18 protein-coding genes are annotated in these 22303 nt (G+C 68.5%); 7 read left to right on the top strand and 11 right to left on the bottom strand.

The window, feature by feature from the left end:
* Positions 1-4: 4 nt before the first annotated feature.
* The 4 genes from FOZ70_RS24275 to FOZ70_RS24260 all read left to right on the top strand — a co-directional run bounded on the left by FOZ70_RS24275 (position 5) and on the right by FOZ70_RS24260 (position 4897).
* Positions 5-1468, top strand: a complete 1464-nt coding sequence (locus tag FOZ70_RS24275) for an acetyl-CoA carboxylase biotin carboxylase subunit (protein ID WP_021157411.1) — start codon at positions 5-7, stop codon at positions 1466-1468.
* Positions 1465-2340: an allophanate hydrolase subunit 1 gene (locus tag FOZ70_RS24270; protein ID WP_048026254.1), complete on the top strand. Its 876-nt coding sequence runs from the start codon at positions 1465-1467 to the stop codon at positions 2338-2340. Before FOZ70_RS24275 ends, FOZ70_RS24270 begins: the two co-directional genes overlap by 4 nt.
* The gene (locus FOZ70_RS24265) at positions 2330-3325 is read left to right on the top strand and encodes a biotin-dependent carboxyltransferase family protein (protein WP_021157413.1); all 996 of its coding nucleotides are present in this window, start codon (positions 2330-2332) and stop codon (positions 3323-3325) included. Before FOZ70_RS24270 ends, FOZ70_RS24265 begins: the two co-directional genes overlap by 11 nt.
* A 216-nt stretch (positions 3326-3541) precedes the next feature.
* Positions 3542-4897 carry a hypothetical protein gene (locus FOZ70_RS24260; protein ID WP_059490459.1) on the top strand — a complete coding sequence of 452 codons (1356 nt, stop codon included), beginning with the start codon at positions 3542-3544 and terminating at the stop codon, positions 4895-4897.
* 91 nt (positions 4898-4988) lie between these two features.
* Here FOZ70_RS24260 and FOZ70_RS24255 read toward each other — a convergent pair whose 3' ends face one another.
* The 4 genes from FOZ70_RS24255 to FOZ70_RS24240 all read right to left on the bottom strand — a co-directional run bounded on the left by FOZ70_RS24255 (position 4989) and on the right by FOZ70_RS24240 (position 8083).
* Positions 4989-5714, bottom strand: coding sequence for a copper homeostasis protein CutC (locus tag FOZ70_RS24255; protein ID WP_219706961.1), 726 nt, complete (start codon positions 5712-5714; stop codon positions 4989-4991).
* Between the two features lie 132 nt (positions 5715-5846).
* Positions 5847-6251 carry a hypothetical protein gene (locus tag FOZ70_RS24250; RefSeq protein ID WP_059695293.1) on the bottom strand — a complete coding sequence of 135 codons (405 nt, stop codon included), beginning with the start codon at positions 6249-6251 and terminating at the stop codon, positions 5847-5849.
* Positions 6248-6634: a hypothetical protein gene (locus tag FOZ70_RS24245; RefSeq protein ID WP_042973415.1), complete on the bottom strand. Its 387-nt coding sequence runs from the start codon at positions 6632-6634 to the stop codon at positions 6248-6250. The genes FOZ70_RS24250 and FOZ70_RS24245 overlap by 4 nt, the downstream gene beginning before the upstream one ends.
* Before the next feature lie 162 nt (positions 6635-6796).
* The gene (locus FOZ70_RS24240) at positions 6797-8083 is read right to left on the bottom strand and encodes an EAL domain-containing protein (protein WP_042973380.1); all 1287 of its coding nucleotides are present in this window, start codon (positions 8081-8083) and stop codon (positions 6797-6799) included.
* 296 nt (positions 8084-8379) lie between these two features.
* Between FOZ70_RS24240 and FOZ70_RS24235 the strand changes: the two genes are divergently transcribed.
* Positions 8380-10047 carry a Na+/H+ antiporter gene (locus FOZ70_RS24235; protein ID WP_021157418.1) on the top strand — a complete coding sequence of 556 codons (1668 nt, stop codon included), beginning with the start codon at positions 8380-8382 and terminating at the stop codon, positions 10045-10047.
* 102 nt (positions 10048-10149) lie between these two features.
* Here FOZ70_RS24235 and FOZ70_RS24230 read toward each other — a convergent pair whose 3' ends face one another.
* Both FOZ70_RS24230 and FOZ70_RS24225 read right to left on the bottom strand, forming a co-directional pair.
* Positions 10150-13722: an indolepyruvate ferredoxin oxidoreductase family protein gene (locus FOZ70_RS24230; protein ID WP_219706959.1), complete on the bottom strand. Its 3573-nt coding sequence runs from the start codon at positions 13720-13722 to the stop codon at positions 10150-10152.
* 2180 nt (positions 13723-15902) lie between these two features.
* Entirely contained in the window at positions 15903-16460 is a 558-nt protein-coding gene (locus tag FOZ70_RS24225) for a sugar O-acetyltransferase (protein WP_059554328.1), read from the bottom strand.
* A 348-nt stretch (positions 16461-16808) separates the two neighbouring features.
* On the opposite strand from FOZ70_RS24225, the gene FOZ70_RS24220 reads away from it, so the two are divergent.
* Entirely contained in the window at positions 16809-17423 is a 615-nt protein-coding gene (locus FOZ70_RS24220) for a glutathione S-transferase (protein WP_021157423.1), read from the top strand.
* 43 nt (positions 17424-17466) lie between these two features.
* Here FOZ70_RS24220 and FOZ70_RS24215 read toward each other — a convergent pair whose 3' ends face one another.
* On the bottom strand, positions 17467-18429 hold the full coding sequence (locus tag FOZ70_RS24215) for an ion channel (RefSeq protein ID WP_219706957.1): 963 nt from the start codon (positions 18427-18429) through the stop codon (positions 17467-17469).
* A 178-nt stretch (positions 18430-18607) separates the two neighbouring features.
* Positions 18608-19627, bottom strand: coding sequence for a sulfate ABC transporter substrate-binding protein (locus FOZ70_RS24210; protein WP_048026803.1), 1020 nt, complete (start codon positions 19625-19627; stop codon positions 18608-18610).
* A gap of 451 nt (positions 19628-20078) precedes the next feature.
* Between FOZ70_RS24210 and dapA the strand changes: the two genes are divergently transcribed.
* Complete coding sequence (gene dapA, locus FOZ70_RS24205) at positions 20079-20972, top strand: 4-hydroxy-tetrahydrodipicolinate synthase (RefSeq protein WP_059492020.1); 894 nt, start codon at positions 20079-20081, stop codon at positions 20970-20972.
* Positions 20973-21028: 56 nt separating this feature from the next.
* Here the strand turns inward: dapA and FOZ70_RS24200 are convergent, their stop codons facing one another.
* From FOZ70_RS24200 to FOZ70_RS24190, 3 genes are all read right to left on the bottom strand, one after another.
* Positions 21029-21409: a type II toxin-antitoxin system VapC family toxin gene (locus tag FOZ70_RS24200; RefSeq protein ID WP_219706955.1), complete on the bottom strand. Its 381-nt coding sequence runs from the start codon at positions 21407-21409 to the stop codon at positions 21029-21031.
* Positions 21409-21618, bottom strand: a complete 210-nt coding sequence (locus FOZ70_RS24195; RefSeq protein ID WP_060233431.1) for a hypothetical protein — start codon at positions 21616-21618, stop codon at positions 21409-21411. The genes FOZ70_RS24200 and FOZ70_RS24195 overlap by 1 nt, the downstream gene beginning before the upstream one ends.
* Before the next feature lie 115 nt (positions 21619-21733).
* Positions 21734-22303, bottom strand: a 570-nt coding sequence (locus tag FOZ70_RS24190; protein ID WP_258025716.1) for a LysR substrate-binding domain-containing protein, incomplete at its 5' end; no start/stop codon positions are given.

The following is a 22303-nucleotide window of genomic DNA, read 5'->3' as shown; positions in this document are numbered from 1 at the left end:
TGCGATGAATCCGGCAACCTCCTCCAGCGCGTTCTACCGGCCGTCGCGCATCCGCACCGTGCTGGTCGCGAACCGCGGCGAGATCGCGGTGCGCGTGATCCGTGCCGCGCGCGAGCTCGGCATGCGCGCGGTCGCCGTGGTCAGCGACGCGGACCGCGACAGCCTCGCCGCGCGCATGGCCGACGAAGCCGTCCACATCGGCTCGTCGCACGCGGCGAAGAGTTACCTGAATCCCGCCGCGATCCTCGACGCCGCGCGGCAGTGCGGCGCGGACGCGATCCATCCCGGCTACGGCTTCCTGTCCGAAAATGCCGCCTTCGCCGCGCAGGTCGAGGCGGCCGGCCTGATCTTCGTCGGCCCGGACTCGCAGGTGATCGCCACGATGGGCGACAAGGCCCGCGCACGCGAAACCGCGCGGCGCGCCAACGTGCCGACCGTGCCCGGCAGCGACGGCGTCGTGCAGTCGCTCGACGAGGCGCGGGACGTCGCCGCGCGCATCGGCTATCCGATCATGATCAAGGCGGCCGCCGGCGGCGGCGGGCGCGGAATCCGCGTCGCGCATGACGCCGCGCAGCTCGACGCCGAGCTGCCGCTCGCGCAGCGCGAGGCGCAGGCGGCGTTCGGCGACGGCGGCGTGTACCTCGAACGCTTCATCGCGCGGGCGCGCCACATCGAGGTGCAGGTACTCGGCGACGGCCGTCGCGTCGTGCACCTGTTCGAGCGCGAATGCTCGCTGCAGCGGCGGCGCCAGAAAATCCTCGAGGAAGCGCCGTCGCCTTCGCTCACGCCCGCGCAGCGCGACGCGCTGTGCGCGTCGGCCACGCGGCTCGCGCAGGCGGTCGGCTATCGCAGCGCGGGCACGCTCGAATACCTGTTCGACGACGCGCGCGGCGAGTTCTACTTCATCGAGATGAACACACGCATCCAGGTCGAGCATCCGGTGACCGAGGCGATCACCGGCATCGATCTCGTGCGCGAGACGCTGCGCATCGCCGACGGCGAGCCGCTGCGCTTCGCGCAGCCGGACATCGCGATGCGCGGCGCGGCGCTCGAATGCCGGATCAACGCGGAAGATCCATTGCAGGACTTCCGCCCGAACCCCGGCCGGATCGACGCACTGGTGTGGCCGACCGGCCCCGGCGTGCGCGTCGATTCGCTGCTCTATCCGGGCTACGTCGTGCCGCCGTTCTACGATTCGCTGCTCGCGAAGCTGATCGTGCACGACGAGAGCCGTGCGGCCGCGCTGCAGCGCCTGGCCCGCGCGCTGGGCGAGCTGCACGTAGGCGGGCTGAAGACGACCGCGCCGCTGCACGTCGCGCTGCTCGCCGACGACGACGTGCGCGCCGGGCGCTATCACACGAATTTCCTCGAAGCGTGGGTGCCGCAATGGCGTGAGGCCGCAACAGCCGCCACGCAGCAACACGCAGCCGAACATGCGGACGCCGTGCGCGTCGGGGAGGCGATGTGACGACCCGTTATACCTTCGGCGGCGACGAATTCGTGTTCGTCGAAATCAGCGAATCGATGTCGCTCGACGCATTCTTCAAAGGCACGGCGATCACGCGCGAACTGCAGCGCCGCGCGGTGCCGGGCATCACCGAGATCTGTCCGGCGAATGCGTCCTACCAGGTACGCTACGACCCGGACGTGATCGAGCCCGATGCGCTCGTCGCGCTGTTGAAGACGATCGAGGCCGAAGTCGGCGACGCGCCACTGGAACTCGATACGCGCATCGTCGAGGTGCCGGTGCTGTACAACGATCCATGGACGCACGAGACGCTGATGCGGTTTCGCGAACGCCACCAGGACCCGTCGTCGACCGATCTCGAATACGCGGCGCGCATCAACGGCAAGCGCGACGTCGATGCCTTCATCGCCGCGCACTCGGGGTCGCCGTGGTTCGTGTCGATGGTCGGCTTCGTCGCGGGCCTGCCGTTCATGTACCAGATGGTCGAGCGCGAACGCCAGCTCGAAGTGCCGAAATACCTGCGGCCGCGCACCGACACGCCGAAGCTCACCGTGGGCCACGGCGGCTGTTTCGGCTGCATCTACTCGGTGCGCGGCGCGGGCGGCTACCAGATGTTCGGCGTGACGCCGGCGCCGATCTTCGACCCCGCGCAGCGGCTCGACTACCTGCGCGAGTTCATGGTGTTCTTCCGGCCCGGCGACATCGTGAAATTCCAGCCGATCGATCGCGCGACCTACGACGCCGCGGTGGCCGACGTCGAGGCCGGCACCTTTTCCCTGCGCGTGCGCCCGGTGCAATTCTCGCTCGACGCATTCCTGCGCGATCCCGATGCGTACAACCGCTCTCTCGTCGAGGTGCTGCATGCAAGCTGACGCGCACAACCTGATCGAGGTCGTGAAACCCGGCCTCGCGACGTCGGTCCAGGACATGGGCCGGCAAGGCTACTACCACGTCGGCATCCCGCCGTCGGGCTCGCTCGACCAGTACGCATCGCGCGCGGCGAATCTGCTGGTCGGCAATCCCGAAGAAGCCGCCGTACTCGAATGCACGCTGCTCGGCCCCGAGCTGCTGTTCCATACGGATGCGCTGATCGCCGTCACCGGCGCCGAGATGACGCCGAAGATCGACGGCATCGGCCAGCGCTGCAACGTCGCGCTGCGGATCGGCGCAGGCAGCGTGCTGTCGTTCAATTACGTGAAGGCGGGCGCTCGCGCGTATCTCGCCGTCGCGGGCGGCATCGACGTGCCGGTCGTGCTCGGCAGCCGCTCGACCTACGCGCTCGGCGCGATCGGCGGCCACGCAGGCCGGCGCCTGCAGAAAGGCGACCGGTTGCCGCTCGGCGCCCCCGTCGGCACACCCCGCGAAGGGCGCGAGCTGCCGGCGGCCGTGAGCCGGCCGCTCGACAACCAGGTCGAGCTGCGCGTCCTGACGGGCCTGTACCACTACCGGCTCACCGACGATTCGGCGCGCACCTTCTTCGACGACGAATGGACGGTCGCACCCGAAGCCGATCGCATCGGCTACCGCTACAAGAACGGCCGCGCGCTGCAGTTCCGGCCGCGCGAGCAGCCATTCGGCGCGGGCGCCGATCCGTCGAACATCGTCGACGCGTGCTACCCGATCGGCTCGATCCAGGTGCCGGCCGGGCTCGAGCCGATCATCCTGCACCGCGACGCGGTGTCGGGCGGCGGCTACGCGACGATCGGCACGGTCATCAGCGCCGACATGGACCTGATCGGCCAGATGCAGCCCAACCACCGCGCGCGGTTCGTGCGCGTGACGATGGCCGACGCGCTCGCCGCACGCCGCGAGTACCAGCGGCGCCTCGCGCTGCTGCGCGCCGTGCTGCGGGACTGAGCACCGGGCGCCCGGTTCGCGTGCCGGGCGCCGTTCGTCGCCGCCCCCTTTTCGCTGTCCGTCTTCCGCCCGCCCGGCCGGGCGCCGCGCGGCGGGGACGCCTGCGCGCTGTTCCTGCCGAACCGGTTGCCCGCCCGACGTCGGGGCAACCCTGCGGATCGCCTGTGCCGCGGCCGAGACGTCGTTCGCAACTTCTGCGCATCAAGGAGCACGATCATGGCCAACCTGGCTCAGGCCCGTACCGACGAGGATCTCGACCTGTCGACGCTCGCCGTCCCCGACCACGCGCGCATGCCGCCCTTCTCGCTGACGATGGCGTGGTGGGCCGTGTGCAGCGCGGTGTTCTACATCGTCGTGGGCGCCACGCTCGCGCTCACCTACGGCGCGCGCAACGCGCTGATCGGGATGGCGCTGTCGGTCGTGTCGTACGGCCTCGTCAACACGATCATCAGCCGCTATGCGATCCGCACGGGACTCTCGGTCGCGCTGTTCTCGCGCGTGCTGTTCGGCAGCGCCGGCGCGGCGCTCGCGACACTGATCTTCTTCGCGACCGCGATCTACTACGCGGTGTTCGAGGGCTCGGTGATCGCGGTTGCCGCGCACCACCAGTTTCCGGCGCTCGACTACAAATGGGCCGCGCTGCTCGTCGTCTGCTACAGCGTGCCGCTCGTGTTCGGCAGCGTGCAGCACTGGCTCGACAAGTTCAACGGCGTGCTGCTGCCGTTCTACCTGCTGGGGCTCCTCGCGGCAGTCGGGCTCGCGACGGCCGAATACGGCTACAACGCGGCGTGGCTCGATTTCGGGCCGGCCGGCAACGCGCCGGCCGGCGGCTGGTGGCACTGCTTCGTCTACTACATGGGCGTGTGGGTGCTGATGATGTTCACGTTCGACTACGCGCGCTTCGGCCGCAAGGAAGACGCGGGTTATCACGGCCGCTTCAACTTCGGGATGCCGTTTTACCTCGTCACGTTTCTCGTCAACGGCGCGGCCGGCATCTATCTCGTCAGCACGATTCCGGGGCTCGGTACGCTCTCCGAAGTATCGGTCGTGCTCGCGCTGCTGAAGCTGATGGGCGTGTGGGGATTGCTGTTCGTGTGGGTCACGCAATCCCGCATCAATACCGCGAACTACTACCTCGCGACCGTCAACATGCAGGCGTTCTTCCTGAAGGTGGCCGGCGTGCGTGCGCCGAAGTTCGTGTGGGCACTCGTGGTCGGTGCGGTCGTCTATGCGCTGATGATGGCGGACATCTTCTCGCGAATCCTGCAGGCGCTCGCGTACCAGGGCATCTTCGTCGTCGCGTGGGTCGGCGTCGCGCTCGCGCACATCCTGTCCGGCCGGTACGGGCAACTCGTCGGCGACGACGTCGAATGCCGCGACGCCCATGTGCCGACCTTCAACCCGGGCGGGCTGACCGCATGGTTCGCCGGTGCGTTCACGGGACTCGCGCTGAACCAGGCGACGGGGTTCGCCGCGTCGCTGTCGGCGCCCGCGACGTTCGTCGTGTCGTGGGTCGTCTATCGCGCGCTGCTGGGCACCGCGAAACGTACCTGGTTCGTGCGCAATACGTGAAGGGGTACGCGTGCCGCCGCGTGCCGCGCGATCGTCTGCCGCGCGCTGGCGTGATTCGTCGCGCCGTGGCCGCCGCAGGCCACCGCGCGCGTCACACGTGCGATGCGGCTCCGTCGATGGTCGCGCGCACCTTCGCGACGAGCAGTTCGTCGACCGGTGCCAGCACCTCGCCGCGCGGCCGCACGCCCGAGCCGAAATGCACCGCGCGCACGCCGGTCGCGCGGACGAAATCGCCGACCGCATCGACCGAGAGCCCCGAGCCGGCCAGTACCGTGCAGGTCGAGCCTGCGGTCTGCCGCACCAGCCGCGTGATCGTCGCGACCGCGTCGAGCACCGACGGATGGCCGCCCGACGTCAGCACCGACGTGACGGCCGGCACGCGCAGCAGCGCGTCGAACGCGGCGTTGAGATCGCGCGACACGTCGAACGCGCGGTGGAACGTCAGCGCGCGGCCGTCCGCCGCGGCCGCGATGCGGGCCAGCGCGCCCAGATCGACGTCGCCGCGCGCGTCGAGCGCGCCGAACACGATGCCGTTCGCACCGGCCGCGACGGCCGCGCGCACGTCGCGCTCGATCACGCGCAGGTCGTCGGCGTCGTAGACGAGCGACCGGCTGTGCGGCCGCACGATCACGTTGACGGGAATCGGCACGGCGGCCACGACGGCTTCGATCAGACCGACGCTCGGCGTCAACCCGCCTTCGGTGATCGCGGTCACGAGCTCGAGGCGGTCGGCGCCCGCGCGGGCGGCGGCCTTCGCGTCGCCGACAGTCGTGGCGATCACTTCGAGGAGGATGGAAGATGCGGCGTTTCGGCTCATGGGCGGCCCGCGAATCGTCAGGACAATTCGCGCATCCTAGCCGAGCCGCGCGACGGGCGCCAGCGTGACGGGCGCCCCGCCGTCAGCGGCGCCCGGTCAGTCCCGTCGTCAGTCCCGTCGCGAGTCCCGCCGTCAGCCGCGCCGCGCGAGCCACACGCCGACGAGCGCGGACAGGCCGGTCACCACGGCGCCGGGCGCGAACCGGAACATCCGCGCGTTCACGTCGACGCCCTGCTGCTGCATCACGTCGACGATCCCCGGCGCCAGCAGGAGCGTCACCCAGCCGATCATCCCGAACGCGGTGGTCGCGGACGCGACGAGCAGTGCGATGCCCGCGCCACGCGCGCGCGGCCGGAACGCGCCGGCGAACGCGCCCACGGCCAGGAACACGGCCGACAGCACGAACAACACGGCGACGAACACGAGCATCGCCCGCGTATGGCCGAGCTTCATGAACGCCATCATCTGCGCGGTGATCACGCACATGCCCGCGATCGCGAACAGCACGATCGCGAGCGCGTTGCGCACGACGCTCATGCGCTCGCCTGACGGAAGTACGCGGTCGCGGGGCGCCGGAACAGCAGGTAGACGAACAGGGCGAACAGCAGGACGCCGGGGATCAGCACCGCGAACATCGACGCCGGCATGTTGACGAACGAGAACGCGAAACCGAACACGGCCGTCACGATGTAGGCCTTGCGCGACCATTCGCGGCCCTTGAGGATCGCGATGCCGATCACGACGTTCACGGCTTCGATGAGCACGCTGATGCCGAGCGTCGCCCAGACGGGCAGCAGGTAGTGCGACAGCAGCGCCTGGGTGGTCGGCATGCCGATCGTGAATGGCGTATAGATGCACGTGATCGCGTTGGTCACGATGATGATCCACGCGAGAATGGTCAGCGAAATCGGTCTTTTCATTGTGTTTTCCTTGTTATTCGCCGCCATGGTGGCCCCCGGGACGGCGCGCCCGCGGTCACGATGGCCGCGGTCGCGCCATTGTCGGGGAAGCGCGGGGCGAGCGCAACGGGCCGCCCGCACCGGCCCGGGTCCCCCTGCGCGCCGCCTGCGATACGCGCGTCGTTAGCCGGCGTCCGCTTCGTCGTCGATCCAGTCGATATCGCCGCACAGCACGCGCTGCGTATCGCCGACGCGCACGGCCACCGACAGCGTCACGCACGGCTGCGCCTCGTTGATCGACAGGTACGGCCGCGTGACCTGCACCCGCCCCGGCTCGGCGATCGCCGAGCGGAAATACGGCCGGCGCAGCCAGTTCGCGCCCTGTGCGTCCGCCAGCGGCGAAAAGCGTGCCTCGGCGAGCGCGCGGTCGGCGCGCAGCACGACGTTGCGGCCCGACTGGCGGCCGTGCGCGTCGAGCAGGAAGCAGCGCGCGGCCGCGTCGAGCGCGAGGAAGTTCCAGCACACCTCGTCGAGCGGCTCGCCGGCCGCGAGGCGCTCGGCCGCGCGTTCGAACGCGCGCAGGTACGGCGCGAGCCGCTGCGCATCGCGCCGCTCGCGCGCCTCGGTCTGCTGGCGGAAACGCTCGGTCAGCTCGCCGATGCAGCCCGTCGCGGCCGCGCTGTCGGGCAGCCCCGGCGCCGGCCGGCCGAAGTAGTAGCCCTGCACGAAATCGGCCTCGCACGACAGCGCGATCTGCGCCTCGTGCTCGGTCTCGATCCCCTCGACGAGCACCAGCTTGCCGGCCTCGTGCAGCAGCGTCACGAGGCCGTGCAGGATCGCGGTGAGCCCGGTGCGGTGCGCCGCGTGCGACAGCATGATCCGGTCGAGCTTCACGATGTCCGGGTTCAGTTGCCAGATCCGCTCGAGATTCGAGTGGCCCGCGCCGAAATCGTCGAGCGCGATCAGGAAACCGTGCGTGCGGAATTCGCGCACGGCCTCGGCCAGCCGCTCGACGTCCTCCGCGCGCTGTTCGAGCACTTCGAGCACGATGCGGCGCGGCGGCATGCCGAGCCGCTTCAGGTTCGCGAGCAGCGCGGCCGCCTGGAACGGGTCGGTGAGCACCCCGGGATGCACGTTGAGGAACAGCCACTCGCGCTCGGCGCCGAGCAGCGCGAAGTTCTCGAGATGCAGCGCCTGCGCGAGCCGGTCGAGCTGCAGCAGTTCGCCCTGGCGCGCGGCCTCGCCGAACACGTCGAGCGGCGACACCGCGCGGTCGAGCGCATCGTGCGCGCGCAGCAACGCCTCGTAGCCCACCGCACGCTGGTGCGACAGGCTGAAAATCGGCTGGAACACGGTCGTGAGCGTCAGGTCGCGGTGCTGCGTCGCCAGACGTTCGAGGCCGGAACTCACCTCCCGCTCGAACCGGTACGGCGACGCAGCGGCCGGACGCTCCTGTTGCACGATCGTCATGCCTTCCTCCTGGTAATGCCTTCGAACGCGGCGCCCGGCAAGGCGAACGGCGCGTGCAATGTCATGGTTGGACCCTCGGTTGCCCGGTCGACGCCGGACGGTTGACCAGCATCAAGCAAGCTCCGTGCAAGGCGCGTAGAACCCATGCGCCGCGCGGGCTCACCGGGCCGCCGCACCACCGTGGCACACGCGCGACGCACCAGTTTCGTGCGCACGCACCGGCCGCTCGAACGCACCCGTCACGCTGTCACGCTACACTCCGTACGATCGTTTCATTCCCCGTATTCGCCGTATCGATGGAAATCGTCTTCACCGTCCTGATCCTGCTGCTGACCGTCGCGCTGTCCGGCGCCGTCACGCGCATCCTGCCGTTCCAGTTGCCGTTGCCGCTGATGCAGATCGCCTTCGGCGCGATGCTCGCGTGGCCGAAGCTGAACCTGCACGTCACGTTCGATCCCGAAATCTTCATGCTGCTGTTCATTCCGCCGCTGCTGTTCGCGGACGGCTGGCGGATTCCGAAGCGCGAGCTGTACCTGCAGCGCCGCGCGATCCTGATGCTCGCATTCGGGCTCGTGTTCATGACGGTACTCGCAGTGGGCTATTTCGCGCACTGGCTGATACCCGAGTTGCCGCTGCCGATCGCGTTCGCGCTCGCGGCCGTGCTGTCGCCCACCGACGCGGTCGCGCTGTCGGGCATCGCAGGAAAGGGCCGGATTCCGCCGCAGCTGATGCACATCCTCGAAGGCGAGGCGCTGATGAACGACGCGTCGGGCCTCGTCGCGCTGAAATTCGCGATCGCGGCCGCGCTGACGGGCATGTTCTCGCTGCGCGACGCGTCGGTCACGTTCGTGATCGTCGCGGCCGGCGGCCTTGCGACGGGCGCGATCGTGTCGTGGGTGTTCAGCGCGCTGTCGACGCGCTTCCTGAACGCCGAGCAGGAAGGCGATCCGGCCCCCGGCATCGTGATGACGCTGCTCGTGCCGTTCGCGGCCTACCTGTTCGCCGAGCACCTCGAGCTGTCGGGCGTGCTGGCTGCCGTGTCGGCCGGGATGATGATGAATTACACGAGCTTCTCGCGCAAAAGCACCGTCGCTTCGCGCGTGCGCGCCGAAAGCACGTGGGCGATGATCGAGTTCGTGTTCAACGGCATGGTGTTCATCATGCTCGGGCTGCAGCTGCCGCACATCATCGGCCGCACGCTCGTCGACGCGCACCACACGAGCGACGCGCTCGTCGGCCGGATGATCTTCAACGTCTGCGCGATGATGCTCGCGCTGTATGCGATCCGCTTCCTGTGGGTCTGGCTGCTGCGCTGGTTCGCGAGCCGTCGCGCCGCGCGCCAGGGCCTCGCCGGCACGATGGCCGGCATCCGCACGATCGCGGTGATGACGGTCGGCGGCGTGCGCGGCGCGGTCACGCTCGCCGGCGTGCTGTCGATTCCGGTCGCGCTGTCCGACGGCGTGCCGCTGCCGGGCCGCGATACCGCGATCTTCGTCGCGTCGGCGGTGATCCTCGGCTCGCTCGTCGTCGCGGTGATCGGCCTGCCGCTGCTGCTGCGCGGCGTGCGTTCGTCGCGCAGCCCGCTCGGCGACGAGGAACGCGCCGCGCGCGCGGCCGCCGCGCAGGCCGCGATCCGCGCGATCGACTCGTCGCACGACGCGATCTCGGCCGATCTCGACGAATCGGGTGCCGCGCGCTGCGCGGATATCTCCGCACGCGTGATGGACCAGTACCGCCGCCGCCTCGCGACGCTCGCCGAGGACGGCCCCACGCCGCGCGCCGAAGCGAAGCAGGCCGAAACGATGGAACTGCAGATGCGGATCGCGGCCGTGCGCGCGGAACGCACCGCGCTGTACCGGCTGCGCAGCGACAGCAAGATTTCCGACGAGACGCTGACGAAACTGCTGCGCGAGATCGACCTGTCGGAAACCGCGCTGTCGACGCGCAAGAAAGGCATTCTCTGACGGACGGCCGCCGCTGCCGGTGCGCAGCCGCCACTCATGAAAAAAACGGCGACGCACCCGCGTCGCCGTTTTCACATCCGCCCACCTCCGCCCGCGTGCGCGTTACTTCGCGACCACGACCGGAATCCCCTTCAGCATGCCCGCGCCCTTCATCTCGTCGAGCGCGTGCTGCACGGCCGCGCTCGTCGCCGCGTCGATGCCGAGCTGCAGCGCGAGCTCGCGCTCCGCGCGCTTCACGCCGGCCAGGTTGCGCACCTTAACGTGACCGAAGCCGCGCACGCGGGCATGCAGGTCGGCCAGTTGCGCGACCTGCGCCGCATTGCCGGCCGTCATCGCGGCGAGCGCCCGTGCGAGCGTCGTCTCGTAGTCGTCGGCAAGCGCGCGTTCCATCCTGCGCTCGACGGTGCGGCCGAACGGATCGAGCCACGTGCCGCGCAGGCTGCGCACGCGCGCCAGCACGCCGAACACCGGCCACATCCACTGGCCGAACACGCGCTTCTTCGGCACGCTGCCGTCGCTGCCGGCCTTCGCGACCGTCGGCGGCGCGAGGTTGAACTTCACGCGATAGGCCTGCCCCGGCACGCCTTCGAACTGCGCTTCGAGCGCCGTGCGGAACGCGTCGTCCGTGTACAGCCGCGCGACCTCGTATTCGTCCTTCACCGCGAGCAGCCGGTAGAACGTCGTCGCGACCGCGCGCGTGAGTGAATCGTCGCCCTTCGCACGCGCCGCGCTCACGAGCGCACGGTAGCGCTCGACATAACGGGCGCCGCCGTACGCATCGAGACGCGCTTCGCGATCGGCGATCAGCTCGGCGAGCGTTTCCGGCGCGGCATGCGCGGCCACCGTGTGGCGCGCGTTCCACAACGCATCGAGGCCCGCCGCGTCGCCGGCCGCCATCCGGCCGATCGAGAACGCAAGCTTGTTCATCGACACCGCGACGTTGTTCAGCTCGATCGCGCGCATCATCGCCGCGAGCGACACCGGCACGAGGCCGAGCTGCCATGCATAACCGAGCATCAGGATGTTCGCGCCGATCGAGTCGCCGAGGAACTTCGCGGCTAGCGTCTGCGCGTCGCAGCTCGACAGGTAGCCGTCGCCGGCCGCGTGACGCATCTTCTCGAGCAGCGCGTCCGCATGCAGGTTCGCGTCGGGGTTCTGCACGAACGATGCATTCGGGATCCGGTGCGTGTTGACGACGATCCGCGAACGTTCGTGACGCACCGTCTGCAGCGCCTCGGCGCTCGCGCCGACGACCATGTCGCACGCGAGCAGCACGTCGGCCTGCTGCGTGTCGATGCGCACCTGGTTCAGCCACCGGTCGCTCGACGCGATCCGCACGAACGACAGCACCGAGCCGCCCTTCTGCGCGAAGCCCATGAAGTCGAGCACCGACGCGCTCTTGCCTTCGAGGTGCGCGGCCATGCTGATCAGCGCGCCGACCGTCACGACGCCCGTGCCGCCCACGCCCGTCACGAGCATGTCGAACGGCGCCGCGTCGAGATGCGTCGCCGGCACCGGCAGCGCATCGACGCGCGCGGCGAGCGCGGCTTCGTCGAATGCGGCACCGGCGGCCTTCTTCAGCGCCGCGCCTTCGACCGTCACGAAGCTCGGGCAGAAGCCGTTCACGCACGAATAGTCCTTGTTGCACGACGACTGGTCGATGCGGCGCTTGCGCCCGAGCGGCGTTTCGAGCGGCTCGACCGACAGGCAGTTCGACTGCACGCCGCAATCGCCGCAGCCTTCGCACACCGCGTCGTTGATGAACAGGCGCTTGTCCGGGTCGGGGAATTCGCCCTTCTTGCGGCGGCGGCGCTTCTCGGCCGCGCAGGTCTGGTCGTAGATCAGCACGGTGACGCCCGGCGTCTCGCGCAGCTCGCGTTGCACCGTGTCGAGTTCGCTGCGGTGATGGAACGTCGTGCCTTTCGGGAACAGCCCGTGGTGACCGTCGTACTTCTCCGGTTCGTCGGACACGACGACGAAGCGCGACACGCCTTCCGCCTCGACCTGCCGCGCGATCTGCGGCACCGAGATGCTGCCGTCGACCGGCTGGCCGCCCGTCATCGCGACCGCGTCGTTGTAGAGGATCTTGTACGTGATGTTCGCCTTCGCGGCCACGGCCTGGCGGATCGCGAGGATGCCTGAATGGAAGTAGGTGCCGTCGCCGAGGTTCTGGAACACGTGCTTCGTGTTGGTGAACATCGCGTGCGCGGCCCAGTCGACGCCCTCGCCGCCCATCTGGATCAGCCCCGTCGTGTCGCGCTCCATCCACGACGCCATGAAGTGGCAGCCGATGCCGGCCTGTGCGATCGAGCCTTCCGGCACCTTCGTCGACGTGTTGTGCGGGCAGCCCGAGCAGAAGTACGGCGTGCGCTTCACCGCGTCGGCTTCGTTCGACAGGATCTGCGGCGCGACGAGATCGACGACGCGCTCGCGGCGGTCGAGTGCCGGCTTGTGGCGCGCGAGCCATTCGGCGAACACGGGCAGGATGCGCGACGGACGCAGCTCGCCGAGCTCGGACAGCAGGCAGGCGCCTTCGGCATCGTGCTTGCCGAGCACGCGCGGGCGCGCGCCCTCGGTGCGGTTGTACAGGTAGTCCTTGATCTGCTGCTCGATGACCGGGCCCTTCTCCTCGATCACGAGCACTTCGGCGAGCCCGTCGACGAAGGTCTCGATGCGCGTCATCTCGAGCGGATACGACAGGCCGACCTTGTAGATCCGCACGCCGGCCGCGTCGAGGTCGGCCACCGTCAGGTCGAGGCGGCGCAGTGCTTCCATCAGGTCGAGGTGCGCCTTGCCGCACGTGACGATGCCGACGTTCGCCTGCGCGCTCGGCGCGATCCACTTGTCGATGCTGTGGGTGCGCGCGAAATGGCGCACCGCGTCGAGCTTCGCGGCGAGGCGCGCTTCGATCGTCAGGCTCGGCAGGTCCGGCCAGCGGTTGTGCAGGCCGCCCGCCGGCGGCGTGAAGCCTTCGGGCGCCGGCCAGTGCGTCTGCAGCGCGTCGAGGTCGACGGTCGAGCCCGACTCGACCGTTTCGGAGATCGCCTTGAAACCGACCCACGCGCCCGAGTAGCGCGACAGCGCCCAGCCGTACAGGCCGAATTCGAGCATGTCGGCGATGTTCGCCGGGTTCACGACCGGCATGTGCCACGCGATCATCGCGAAGTCGCTCTGGTGCGGCATCGACGACGACACGCAGCCGTGGTCGTCGCCCGCGACGACCAGCACGCCGCCATGCGGCGACGAGCCGTACGCGTTGCCGTGCTTCAGCGCGTCGCCCGCGCGATCGACGCCCGGGCCCTTGCCGTACCACATCGCATACACGCCCTCGACCGTGCGCTCGGGATCGGCCTCGACGCGCTGCGTGCCGAGCACGGCCGTGCCGCCGAGTTCCTCGTTGATCGCGGGCAGGAAGCGCACGCCGCTCGCGTCGAGCAGTTTCTTCGCCTTCCACAGCTGCTGGTCGACCATGCCGAGCGGCGAACCGCGATAGCCGCTGACGAAGCCGGCCGTGTTGAGCCCCTGTTCGGCGTCGACGGTGCGCTGCATCAGCAGCAGGCGAACCAGCGCCTGCGTGCCGGTCAGGAAGATCCGGCCGCGCGTCGCGGTCAGGTTGTCGGTCAGGCGGTAGTCGGACAGGGCGGGCGTGCCATCGACGGGCAAGCGGGCGGTCATGGGGGAAGTCTCCTGATTGTGCTGTTCTGGGCTGCGCGGCAGGCGCCGGACGACGCGTGGGGGACCGCAGCGAATGGCTCTATTTTTTCGCGCGCAGCCGAGAATGTTTTTTCTCATCTTGCTCGGACGGGGCTGTAGCGAGAAAAACTGCGCAGGTTTTTGACCGAATTTGAGATAGTTCTCGCGCGCGGCGGCCGGGCGGGATGGGCGACGTGTCGGGGCAGACGGGCTGTTTGCCGGGAATGCGCGGGATTGCCCGACGACGGTTCAGGTATGCGGTGGCTGTCGCTCGAGCCCCGTGTGACAAGGGTTTCGGCGGGTGGAGGCGGTCACGCTCACCGTTGAAATGCACAGCGTTCCGATTGGGCGGCGGCGCGGGATGTCCACAATCCCGCTCTCGTGCTCACCATTCGATTGCACAGGGTTTCGAGTGGCGCAGGGGCCGGGATATCCACACCGTCATCGGCATGCGCCACGCTCGAGTGCCGGCGCTCACCGTTGAAATTCACAGCGCGGCGAGTGGGTTTCGGCGATGGATATCCACACTGGAAATGGCGCATGGCGTCGATCCGGCGTTCACCCTCACCGATCGAATACACAGGGGCGCGACTGGGTTTGTCGGCCGGTATCTCACTCGGACAGGCCGGCCGAAACCCGCATGCTGCACAATCGCGGGCTCGCGCTCACCTTTGCAATACACAGGGCTTCGAGTGGCTGCCATGGCGGTTATCCACGTCCGATCCGGCAGAACCGCCCAGCCACACGGGCACCCTCACCGTTGAAAACCACAGCGCTTCGAGTGATCCGGTGCGCGGGATATCCACATGGGCGAGAATCCGCCGAGCGGCTGCGGATGCGCGCCCAGGAAGACGCTGCGGGCCGGCATTCCATGCCGGAAGGGGCTCATGGGCCTCCGGTTGAGCGCTGATGCTGACCGTCGCAGCGCTTCGAGCGATCCAGGATGCAGGATATCCACATGGGTGAGAATCCGCCGAGCAATGGCGGGGGCCCGGAAGCGCCACCGCGCCGGCATTCCGTGCCAGAAGTGACTCATCGGCCGGTCGAGCGCTGATGCTCACCGTCGCAGCACTTCGAGTGATCGGGGACGCAAGATATCCACGTGGGCGAGAATCCGCCGAGCAATGGCGGGGAGCCCGGAAGCGCCACCGAGCCGGCATTCCGTGCCGGAAGCGGCTCATCGGCCGGTCGAGCGCTGATGCTCACCGTCGCAGCGCTTCGAGCGATCCGGGACGCAAGATATCCACGTGGGCGAGAATCCGCCGAGCAATGGCGGGGAGCCCGGAAGCGCCACCGCGCCGGCATTCCGTGCCGGAAGCGGCTCATCGGCCGGTCGAGCGCTGATGCTCACCGTGGAAATGCACAGTGCCGCGAGTCGTTTCGGCTGCCGGATATCCACACGGGAGCCCCAGTTGTCTCGCTCTCACGCTCGCGTGCGAACCGGACATGCACGACGCTTCAGGTGGTGTTGGCTTGGGCTTGGGCTTGGGCGGCCGAATGATCGCATTCTGGCGCACTGACCACTCATCGCGTATTGATGCGCACCTTTGCATCGCCGGGCACGTCGAGTCGCTCGCGAACGCGGCGATGCGCGGCAAAATCGGCGCATTGCAGACCACTCCACCGCGCTCACCGTTAGAATGCACGGCCCTTCGGGTGGCTGCCGATGGCGGGATATCCACGTCGCGGCGCGTCCGCGGTTCGGCCACGATGCGCGCGTTCGGCTAGAATGCGCGGCGCGCCGAACCTCGACAAAAGTCAGGAAACCCCGCCGGGAAAAGCGCGCAGCGGGATCGGGCGTCGCCCCTCACCGTCGAATTCCACAGCATTTCGCCTCGTTCCGTGGGCGAGTTGTCCACAACCCGCTTCATGCCCTTCGCATCATCCGGCGCCCTCACCTGTGAAATGCACAGGGCGCCGAGTCGTTTCGGCGCGAGGATATCCACATCCGATCACGCTGCGCGACCTTCGTCGAAACATCGGCAAGCGCGGCCAGAGCCTCCACCGGCGACTATCGGGCAGACACCGGAAAGCCCCATCCGGGCGGCCTCGACGACACCCTCACCATTCGGATGCATAGCGTTTCGAGTCGCCCTGGGAGTTGGTTATCCACATCCGCTCCTGCCAGGCTGCTTCGAACGGGCGCGCGCCCTCGTGCCGCGTCATTCGGCAATCGACCGGATAACCGCTGCCGGATTACCGCCAACCAGCACATTCGGCGCAACATCCCGCGTGACGACGGCCCCGGCCGCGACCACCGAGTTCTCGCCCACCGTCACACCGCCGACGATCGTCGCGCCGGCGCCGATCCATACGTTGCGTTCGATCACGATCGGCTTTGCGACGACGAAATCGCGCCGCCGCGAAGGTTCGACGGGATGGCCCGACGTGATGAGACTGACGTTCGGCCCGATCATCACGTCGTCGCCGATCGCGAGCCCGCCGAGATCGTAGAACGTGCAGTTCTGGTTGACGAACACGTTGCGACCGAGCTTCATGCCGGTGCCGCCCGTCGCATGGAACGGCGGGATCAGCACGAAGCCGTCATCCACCGGCGTGCCGATCAGTTCACCGAATAATGCGCGGACTTCGGCGGCATCGTCGAATGTCAGGCGGTTGATCCGCGCGGTGATCGCCATCGCGCGTTTGACCTCGGCCACCATGGCCGCCGATTCCGGTGTTCTGCGTGGAATGATCGTGGTGCGATCGTCGTTTGCCATGCGTGACTTGTCTCCCGTGATTTCCCTGTTTCGTGTCGCATCGGCGAACGCGGCCGGATGCGAGTCTTGCCGTACGCGCGGCCACTGCGGGCCTCGCGATGCCGGGCAAGTAACGCGGGCTTGCGCCGGAGTTTTTCACCTTGTTCATAACTAGTATCAATATGACTAGTTATTTACGCACCTCCTTGTCACATCGGACTCTGCCCGATTTTCCACTCGAAACGTCACGCGTCCGGCCATCACTTGCCGATAGGCGCCCCTAGCCGGTCGCCCCTGTCCGAACCTCTTGCGCTCGGGTACGCTTGAGCATCCACCGGACCGACAGCTGCACCCAATCACGGAGGCACGATGAAGCTCTACTACTGGCCGAAGACCCGGGCATTCCGGGCGTTGTGGATGCTCGAAGAGCTCGGCGTGGTGTACGAACTCGTGCCGATCGACCTGCGCTCGCATGAACAGGGCAGCGACGCGTTCGTGCAGGTCAACCCGATGGCCAAGCTGCCCGCGCTCGACGACGGCAGCGTGCCGTTCGCCGAATCGGGCGCCGTGCTGCTCTATCTTGCCGACCGCTGCCCGGGTGCCGGGCTCGGCATCGCGCCCGACGATCCGCTACGCGGCCGCTTTCTCCAATGGATGTTCTTCACGCCGACCTGCCTCGAACCGGCGATGGCCGAAAAATTCACCGGCGCGTCGGGCAATCCGGTCGCATTCGGCTGGGGCAACATCACGCGCGTGCAACGCGCACTCGCGCAAGCGCTCGCCCATCATCCATGGCTCGTCGGCGACCGCTTCACCGCGGCCGACCTGCTGCTCGCCAGCACGCTGAAGATCGCATTCGACGCGCATCTGCTGCCGCACGAAGGCGTGCTCGGGGACTACGTCGCGCGCGCCGAGGACCGCGACGCGTTCCGCCGCGCGGCCGCGATCGAACAGCGCGAAGCGGCGCGCCTGCTGCATGCGTGACGCGTAGCGCGCGGGCGGTGCCGCCAGCCGCCCGCGCGCGTCCCTACGCGGCCGGGCCCGGCCCCGCCGCGTCGGCATCGACCACCGCGCCCGGCGAGCCTCGCTCGTCGGTATCGGTGTCGACCGGCACGACTTCATGAAAATGCGTGTAGTCGATGTGCGTGATGCCGTCTTCGTCGTGCATCAGGTCGACATAGCGGTGACGCCAGCGGATGTCGCCATGCACCCACGTGTGACGCGCCTGCATCACCTGCGCGGTCGTCTCGTCCGAGCCTTCGATCGTGATCAGCAACGACGCGTCGCGCGCGGCGAGCGATTCGGGCGTCTCGCCGAACAGCGCGCTCGATTCGTCGATCACGTGCATCAGGTTCCAGCCGAGCAGGAAAATCGGGTGCTCGCTGCGCACGAGCGGCAGGTCGTGGATCTTGCGCAGCGTGTAGCCCTCGTGCGTCCCCTCGATCCGCATCAGCCGCAATTTCGCCTGCGCCTCGGCAATCACGTTCTGGCGCGCGTTCGCGGCGCGCACCATCAGCGTCATCCTGCCGTTCAGCGGACGGACGATCGCGTAGCGCGCGAACAGGATCTTCGCCTGCGGCCGCGAAAACCGCGCGAACACGAGCCCCGTGGCCAGCGCGATGCCCGACATCCCGATGAAGATCTCGAACGTCGCGACCAGGTGCGCATAGACGGTCTGCGGATGCATGTCGCCGTAGCCGACGGTCGCGAGCGTCTCGACGCTGAAGAAGAATGCGCCGCCGAACCCGGGCGGCGACTGGTTCGCGATCGACGCGTGGCCGAGCAGGTAGAGCGTTGCAAAGCCGCCGTTGAGCAGCAGGAACAGCACGGCGAGCGACAGGAAGAAAACGGGCCAGCTCACCGTCAGCGCGCGGTGATAGAGGTCGCGCCAGCCGAGCGGCGGCATCCCGTACGCGATGACCGGGCGTGTGCCCGACCAGATCTTGCGGCCACGGCCGCGGGAGGCTGGGGAGGACGAATCGACATTCATCGCGCGGGGCCGGAAGCAGGAAGGCGATGAGCGTAGCACGCGCGGCCGCGGCCGGGTATGCGTGCCGGTTCGGAATGGACGTCCGCCGCGCCGCCGGCCGCCAGGCACAAAAAAGCCGGCCGCGGAAGCGGCCGGCTGCGTCGTCAGCGTGCGGACAGGCGCGCGGTGTGCGCGGCGCTCACTTCCGGTCGACGATCACCTGGTCGAACGTGCCGCCGTCCGCGAAATGCGTCTTCTGCGCGTTCGCCCAGCTGCCGAAGACCTGCTCGACGCTGAACGTCTTCAGCGGCTTGAACTCGGCAGCATGCTTCTTCAGCACGTTCGCGTCGCGCGGGCGCAGATGGTGCTGCGCGATGATCTCCTGCGCTTCCGGCGTGTACAGGTAGTCGAGATACGCCTGCGCGACCTTGCGCGTGCCCTTCTTGTCGACGACCTTGTCGACGACGGCGACGGGCGGCTCCGCGAGGATGCTCGCCGACGGATACACGGCGTCGAACTGCGCGCCCGACGCACCGGTGTCCATCAGCGCGACTTCGTTCTCGAACGTGACCAGCACGTCGCCGATGCCGCGCTGCGTGAACGTCGTCGTCGCGCCCCGGCCGCCGGAGTCGAGCACCGGCACGTTGCGGAAGATCGCCTTCTCGAAGTCGATCGCCTGCTGGTCGGTCGCGCCCTTCTGCTTCTGGAAGCCCCATGCGGCGAGATACGCATATCGACCGTTGCCCGACGTCTTCGGGTTCGCGATGATCACCTGGACACCCGGCTTCGCGAGATCGCTCCAGTCCTTGATCGCCTTCGGGTTGCCCTTGCGCACCAGGAACACCATCGTGGTCGAGTACGGCGAGCTGTTGTCCGGGAAACGCGCACGCCAGTCCTTCGGCAGCAACTGGCCGCGCTCGGCGAGCAGGTCGATGTCGTTCGGCTGGTTCATCGTCACGACGTCGGCCTGCAGCCCCTGCAGCACCGACAGCGCCTGCGCGCTCGACGCGCCGTGCGACTGCTTGATCGCGACCGTCTCGCCGGTCTTCTGCTTGTACGCGGCGGCAAAGCCCGTGTTGATGTCCTTGTACAGCTCGCGCGTCACGTCGTACGACACGTTCAGGATCGACGTGTCCGCGTGCGCGGCCGACGCCGCCACGACCAGCGCCGCCGCCGCGCCCGTGTGCAGCCAGCGGCCGATCCCCTTCATGCTTGCCATCGTGATATGCCCCGTTTCCAGTGGTGGTGAATGTGCGTGACGGCACGCGTACGCGCTGTCATCGAAACGTAAGCGGGCATTCTAGCGGCCGGGCGCAGCGCGCTTTCCAATCAGTCGTGGAAAGCAAATCTCGATTCCTGCTAAACGGCGGCAGACACTCGCGTGCGCATCGATTCCGGTGTTAAGATCGCCGCTCAGCCCATTCACGGTTCCTCCATGTCCGCTTCCCTGCGCTCGCTTCCGATCCTCGCCGCCGTCGCGGCAGGTGTGCGCGCGGCCGGGCTGAAACTGAAAAAACGACTCCTCGACTGACGGGGACGTCGCGTCCCGTCAGGCGAATGCCGGACGGGATGCCCGCAGGTCGTTTCATTCTCCTTGCACGCATGCCTCGCTCCGGCCCTCCGCCGGCGGAACGGTTCCTTCCCACTCCGTTTCCACCATGAGGCTTTGCATGAACACACGTTTCGAAGGTATCTGGCTGCCGATCATCACGCCGTTCCACCACGGCGAAGTCGACCATGCCGCGCTCGCGCGACTCGCGCGCCACTATGCGGGCGCGGGCATCGCGGGCTTCGTCGCGGGCGCGACGACGGGTGAAGGCGTGCTGCTCGACGCACGCGAACAGGACGCCGTGTTCGCGACGCTGCGCGACGCGGCGCCCGGACTGCCGATCGTCGTCGGGCTGACCGCGAGCGCAACGCATTTCGCGGCCGCGCGTGCGCGCGAACTCGCGGAGTTGCGGCCCGACGGGCTGCTCGTCACGCCGCCCGTGTACGTGCGGCCGACGCAGGACGGCATCCGCCGCCACGTCGAGGCGATCGTCGACGCGGCCGACCTGCCGGTGCTCGTCTACAACATCCCGTACCGCACCGGCGTGAACGTCGAACTGGACACGCTGCAGGCGCTTGCGCGCGATCCGCGCGTCGCGGGCATCAAGGAATGCGGCGGCACGCTCGACCGAATGAACCGGCTCGTGCACGACACGCCGCTCGCGATCCTGTCCGGCGACGACAACCAGAACTTCGCGGCGATGTGCGCCGGTGCGCACGGCGCGATCGCGAGCAGCGCGCACGTGCTGCCCGAATGGCATGTGCGCATCCATGCGCTGCTGCGCGACGGCCGGCTCGCCGATGCGCGGCGCCTGTCGGTCGCGTTGCAGCCGCTCGTCGCGGCGCTTTTCGCGGAGCCGAATCCGGCACCGGTGAAGGCCGTGCTGGCCGCGCAAGGGTGGTGCGAGGACGGGTTGCGGCTGCCGTTCGTGCCGGCGAGCGAAGGGTTGCGGGAGCGGCTGGCCGCGCTCTGCGCGGAACTGGACGAAACCGCACCGGACGCCGCAGCGGCATGACCCGCGACGCCCCGTGAGGCGCCGGCGACCGACGGCTTTCGTGCCGACAAATTGCTTCAAACTGTCAGAACGAGAGACAGGCCGTACCGTGCAAGAAGGGTATCGGCCGTCACGAGCTGAAGCGGCTCGAGCCGTGCCTGCGCGACCAGCAAGCGATCGAACGGATCGCGATGGTGGTGCGGCAAATCACGCACTGCCGCACCATGCACGGCACGAACCGGTAGCTCGCGAATCCCGCTCGAGCCGATTGCGCGGATCAGCTTGCCGACGTCGATATCGAGCTTCCCCAAGCCGGCCTTGATGGCGGCCTCCCAGATACTCGCGCTGCTGACGAAACGCTCGTCGGCGGCCGAAATCAGTCGGCGCGCCCGTGCGCTGAGCCTGGGGTCATCGGTCACGATCCACAAAAAGACGTGCGTATCGAGCAACAGCCGCATCAGCGCCCTTCGAACGCATCCAGCAGGTAATCGGGCAGCGGCGCATCGAAATCGTCCGCGATCCGGGCCTGCCCTTGCAGGACACCGAACCGAACGGGCGGATTGGCAGACGCGAGTCGATCGGCTGACGCCCCGTCATCGAGGATCGTGGTATCTGCCCGTTGGGCCGGATCGACCGCACCAGCGCCGGGCGTATTCGCGTTTTGCATGATGACCTCCGTTTCAAGTGATCATCACTGTAGTCAGGTTCACCCGATCGATCCATTCGGCCAATCGGCAGAGGGACGGCCGAACCGCAACCCGCGGCGGCAATCGAACGTTTCGTCACGCCGCCAGCGCCGCCACCGCCCCCTCCGTCGCATCCCGCACCGCCTGCGTCACGATCCAAGCGAGCCGGTCGACGGTCGGCGTCGCCGACGACGTGCGCCGCAGCAGGATCAACGGCAGGCTCGGCAACGCCGGCAATCCGAGCGAAGCCGCATCGAGCACGCGCACCGACGCGGGCAGTCCGTAATGCGAACGCACCGTCAGCCCGAGGCCGGCCGCCGCCGCGGCCCATAACCCGGCGAGACTCGGCGTCGTGAATGCAACGCGCCACGGCACGCCCGCGCGGTCGAGCGCATCGGTCGCGGCGCCGAAGAACCGGCACGGCCGGTCGAACACGACGAGCGGCAGCGCCTCGCCCGCGGCACGGCCGCCCGCCGAGGCGTGCACGGCAGCCGCCCCGACTTGCGCCCCTTCATCGGCCTCACCCGGCACGCCGAACCCGCCCGCCCCCGCCGCCCCGACCCACTGCATCGGCACCTGCGCGATCACGTCGCTGTCGATACCCGGCCGCGACAGCAGCGCAGCCGACACCGGATCGCCCCACACCAGCGCGAGATCGAGCTGGTT

It is taken from the genome of Burkholderia sp. COPS (genome assembly GCF_019425585.1).
Lineage (GTDB): Bacteria > Pseudomonadota > Gammaproteobacteria > Burkholderiales > Burkholderiaceae > Burkholderia > Burkholderia cepacia.
The sequence above is the reverse complement of the archived record's forward strand: the minus strand, read 5'-3'. Positions and strand labels throughout refer to the sequence as shown.

Coding starts and splice junctions, on each gene's coding strand:
- FOZ70_RS24240 (WP_042973380.1), bottom strand. CDS start 8,083: ATGACGATCGTGCAACAGGAGCGTCCGGCCGCTGCGTCGCCGTACCGG.
- FOZ70_RS24220 (WP_021157423.1), top strand. CDS start 16,809: ATGAAGCTCTACTACTGGCCGAAGACCCGGGCATTCCGGGCGTTGTGG.
- FOZ70_RS24235 (WP_021157418.1), top strand. CDS start 8,380: ATGGAAATCGTCTTCACCGTCCTGATCCTGCTGCTGACCGTCGCGCTG.
- FOZ70_RS24250 (WP_059695293.1), bottom strand. CDS start 6,251: ATGAGCGTCGTGCGCAACGCGCTCGCGATCGTGCTGTTCGCGATCGCG.
- FOZ70_RS24230 (WP_219706959.1), bottom strand. CDS start 13,722: ATGACCGCCCGCTTGCCCGTCGATGGCACGCCCGCCCTGTCCGACTAC.
- FOZ70_RS24260 (WP_059490459.1), top strand. CDS start 3,542: ATGGCCAACCTGGCTCAGGCCCGTACCGACGAGGATCTCGACCTGTCG.
- FOZ70_RS24210 (WP_048026803.1), bottom strand. CDS start 19,627: ATGGCAAGCATGAAGGGGATCGGCCGCTGGCTGCACACGGGCGCGGCG.
- FOZ70_RS24225 (WP_059554328.1), bottom strand. CDS start 16,460: ATGGCAAACGACGATCGCACCACGATCATTCCACGCAGAACACCGGAA.
- FOZ70_RS24265 (WP_021157413.1), top strand. CDS start 2,330: ATGCAAGCTGACGCGCACAACCTGATCGAGGTCGTGAAACCCGGCCTC.
- FOZ70_RS24195 (WP_060233431.1), bottom strand. CDS start 21,618: ATGCAAAACGCGAATACGCCCGGCGCTGGTGCGGTCGATCCGGCCCAA.
- FOZ70_RS24275 (WP_021157411.1), top strand. CDS start 5: ATGAATCCGGCAACCTCCTCCAGCGCGTTCTACCGGCCGTCGCGCATC.
- FOZ70_RS24245 (WP_042973415.1), bottom strand. CDS start 6,634: ATGAAAAGACCGATTTCGCTGACCATTCTCGCGTGGATCATCATCGTG.
- FOZ70_RS24200 (WP_219706955.1), bottom strand. CDS start 21,409: ATGCGGCTGTTGCTCGATACGCACGTCTTTTTGTGGATCGTGACCGAT.
- dapA (WP_059492020.1), top strand. CDS start 20,079: ATGAACACACGTTTCGAAGGTATCTGGCTGCCGATCATCACGCCGTTC.
- FOZ70_RS24255 (WP_219706961.1), bottom strand. CDS start 5,714: ATGAGCCGAAACGCCGCATCTTCCATCCTCCTCGAAGTGATCGCCACG.
- FOZ70_RS24215 (WP_219706957.1), bottom strand. CDS start 18,429: ATGAATGTCGATTCGTCCTCCCCAGCCTCCCGCGGCCGTGGCCGCAAG.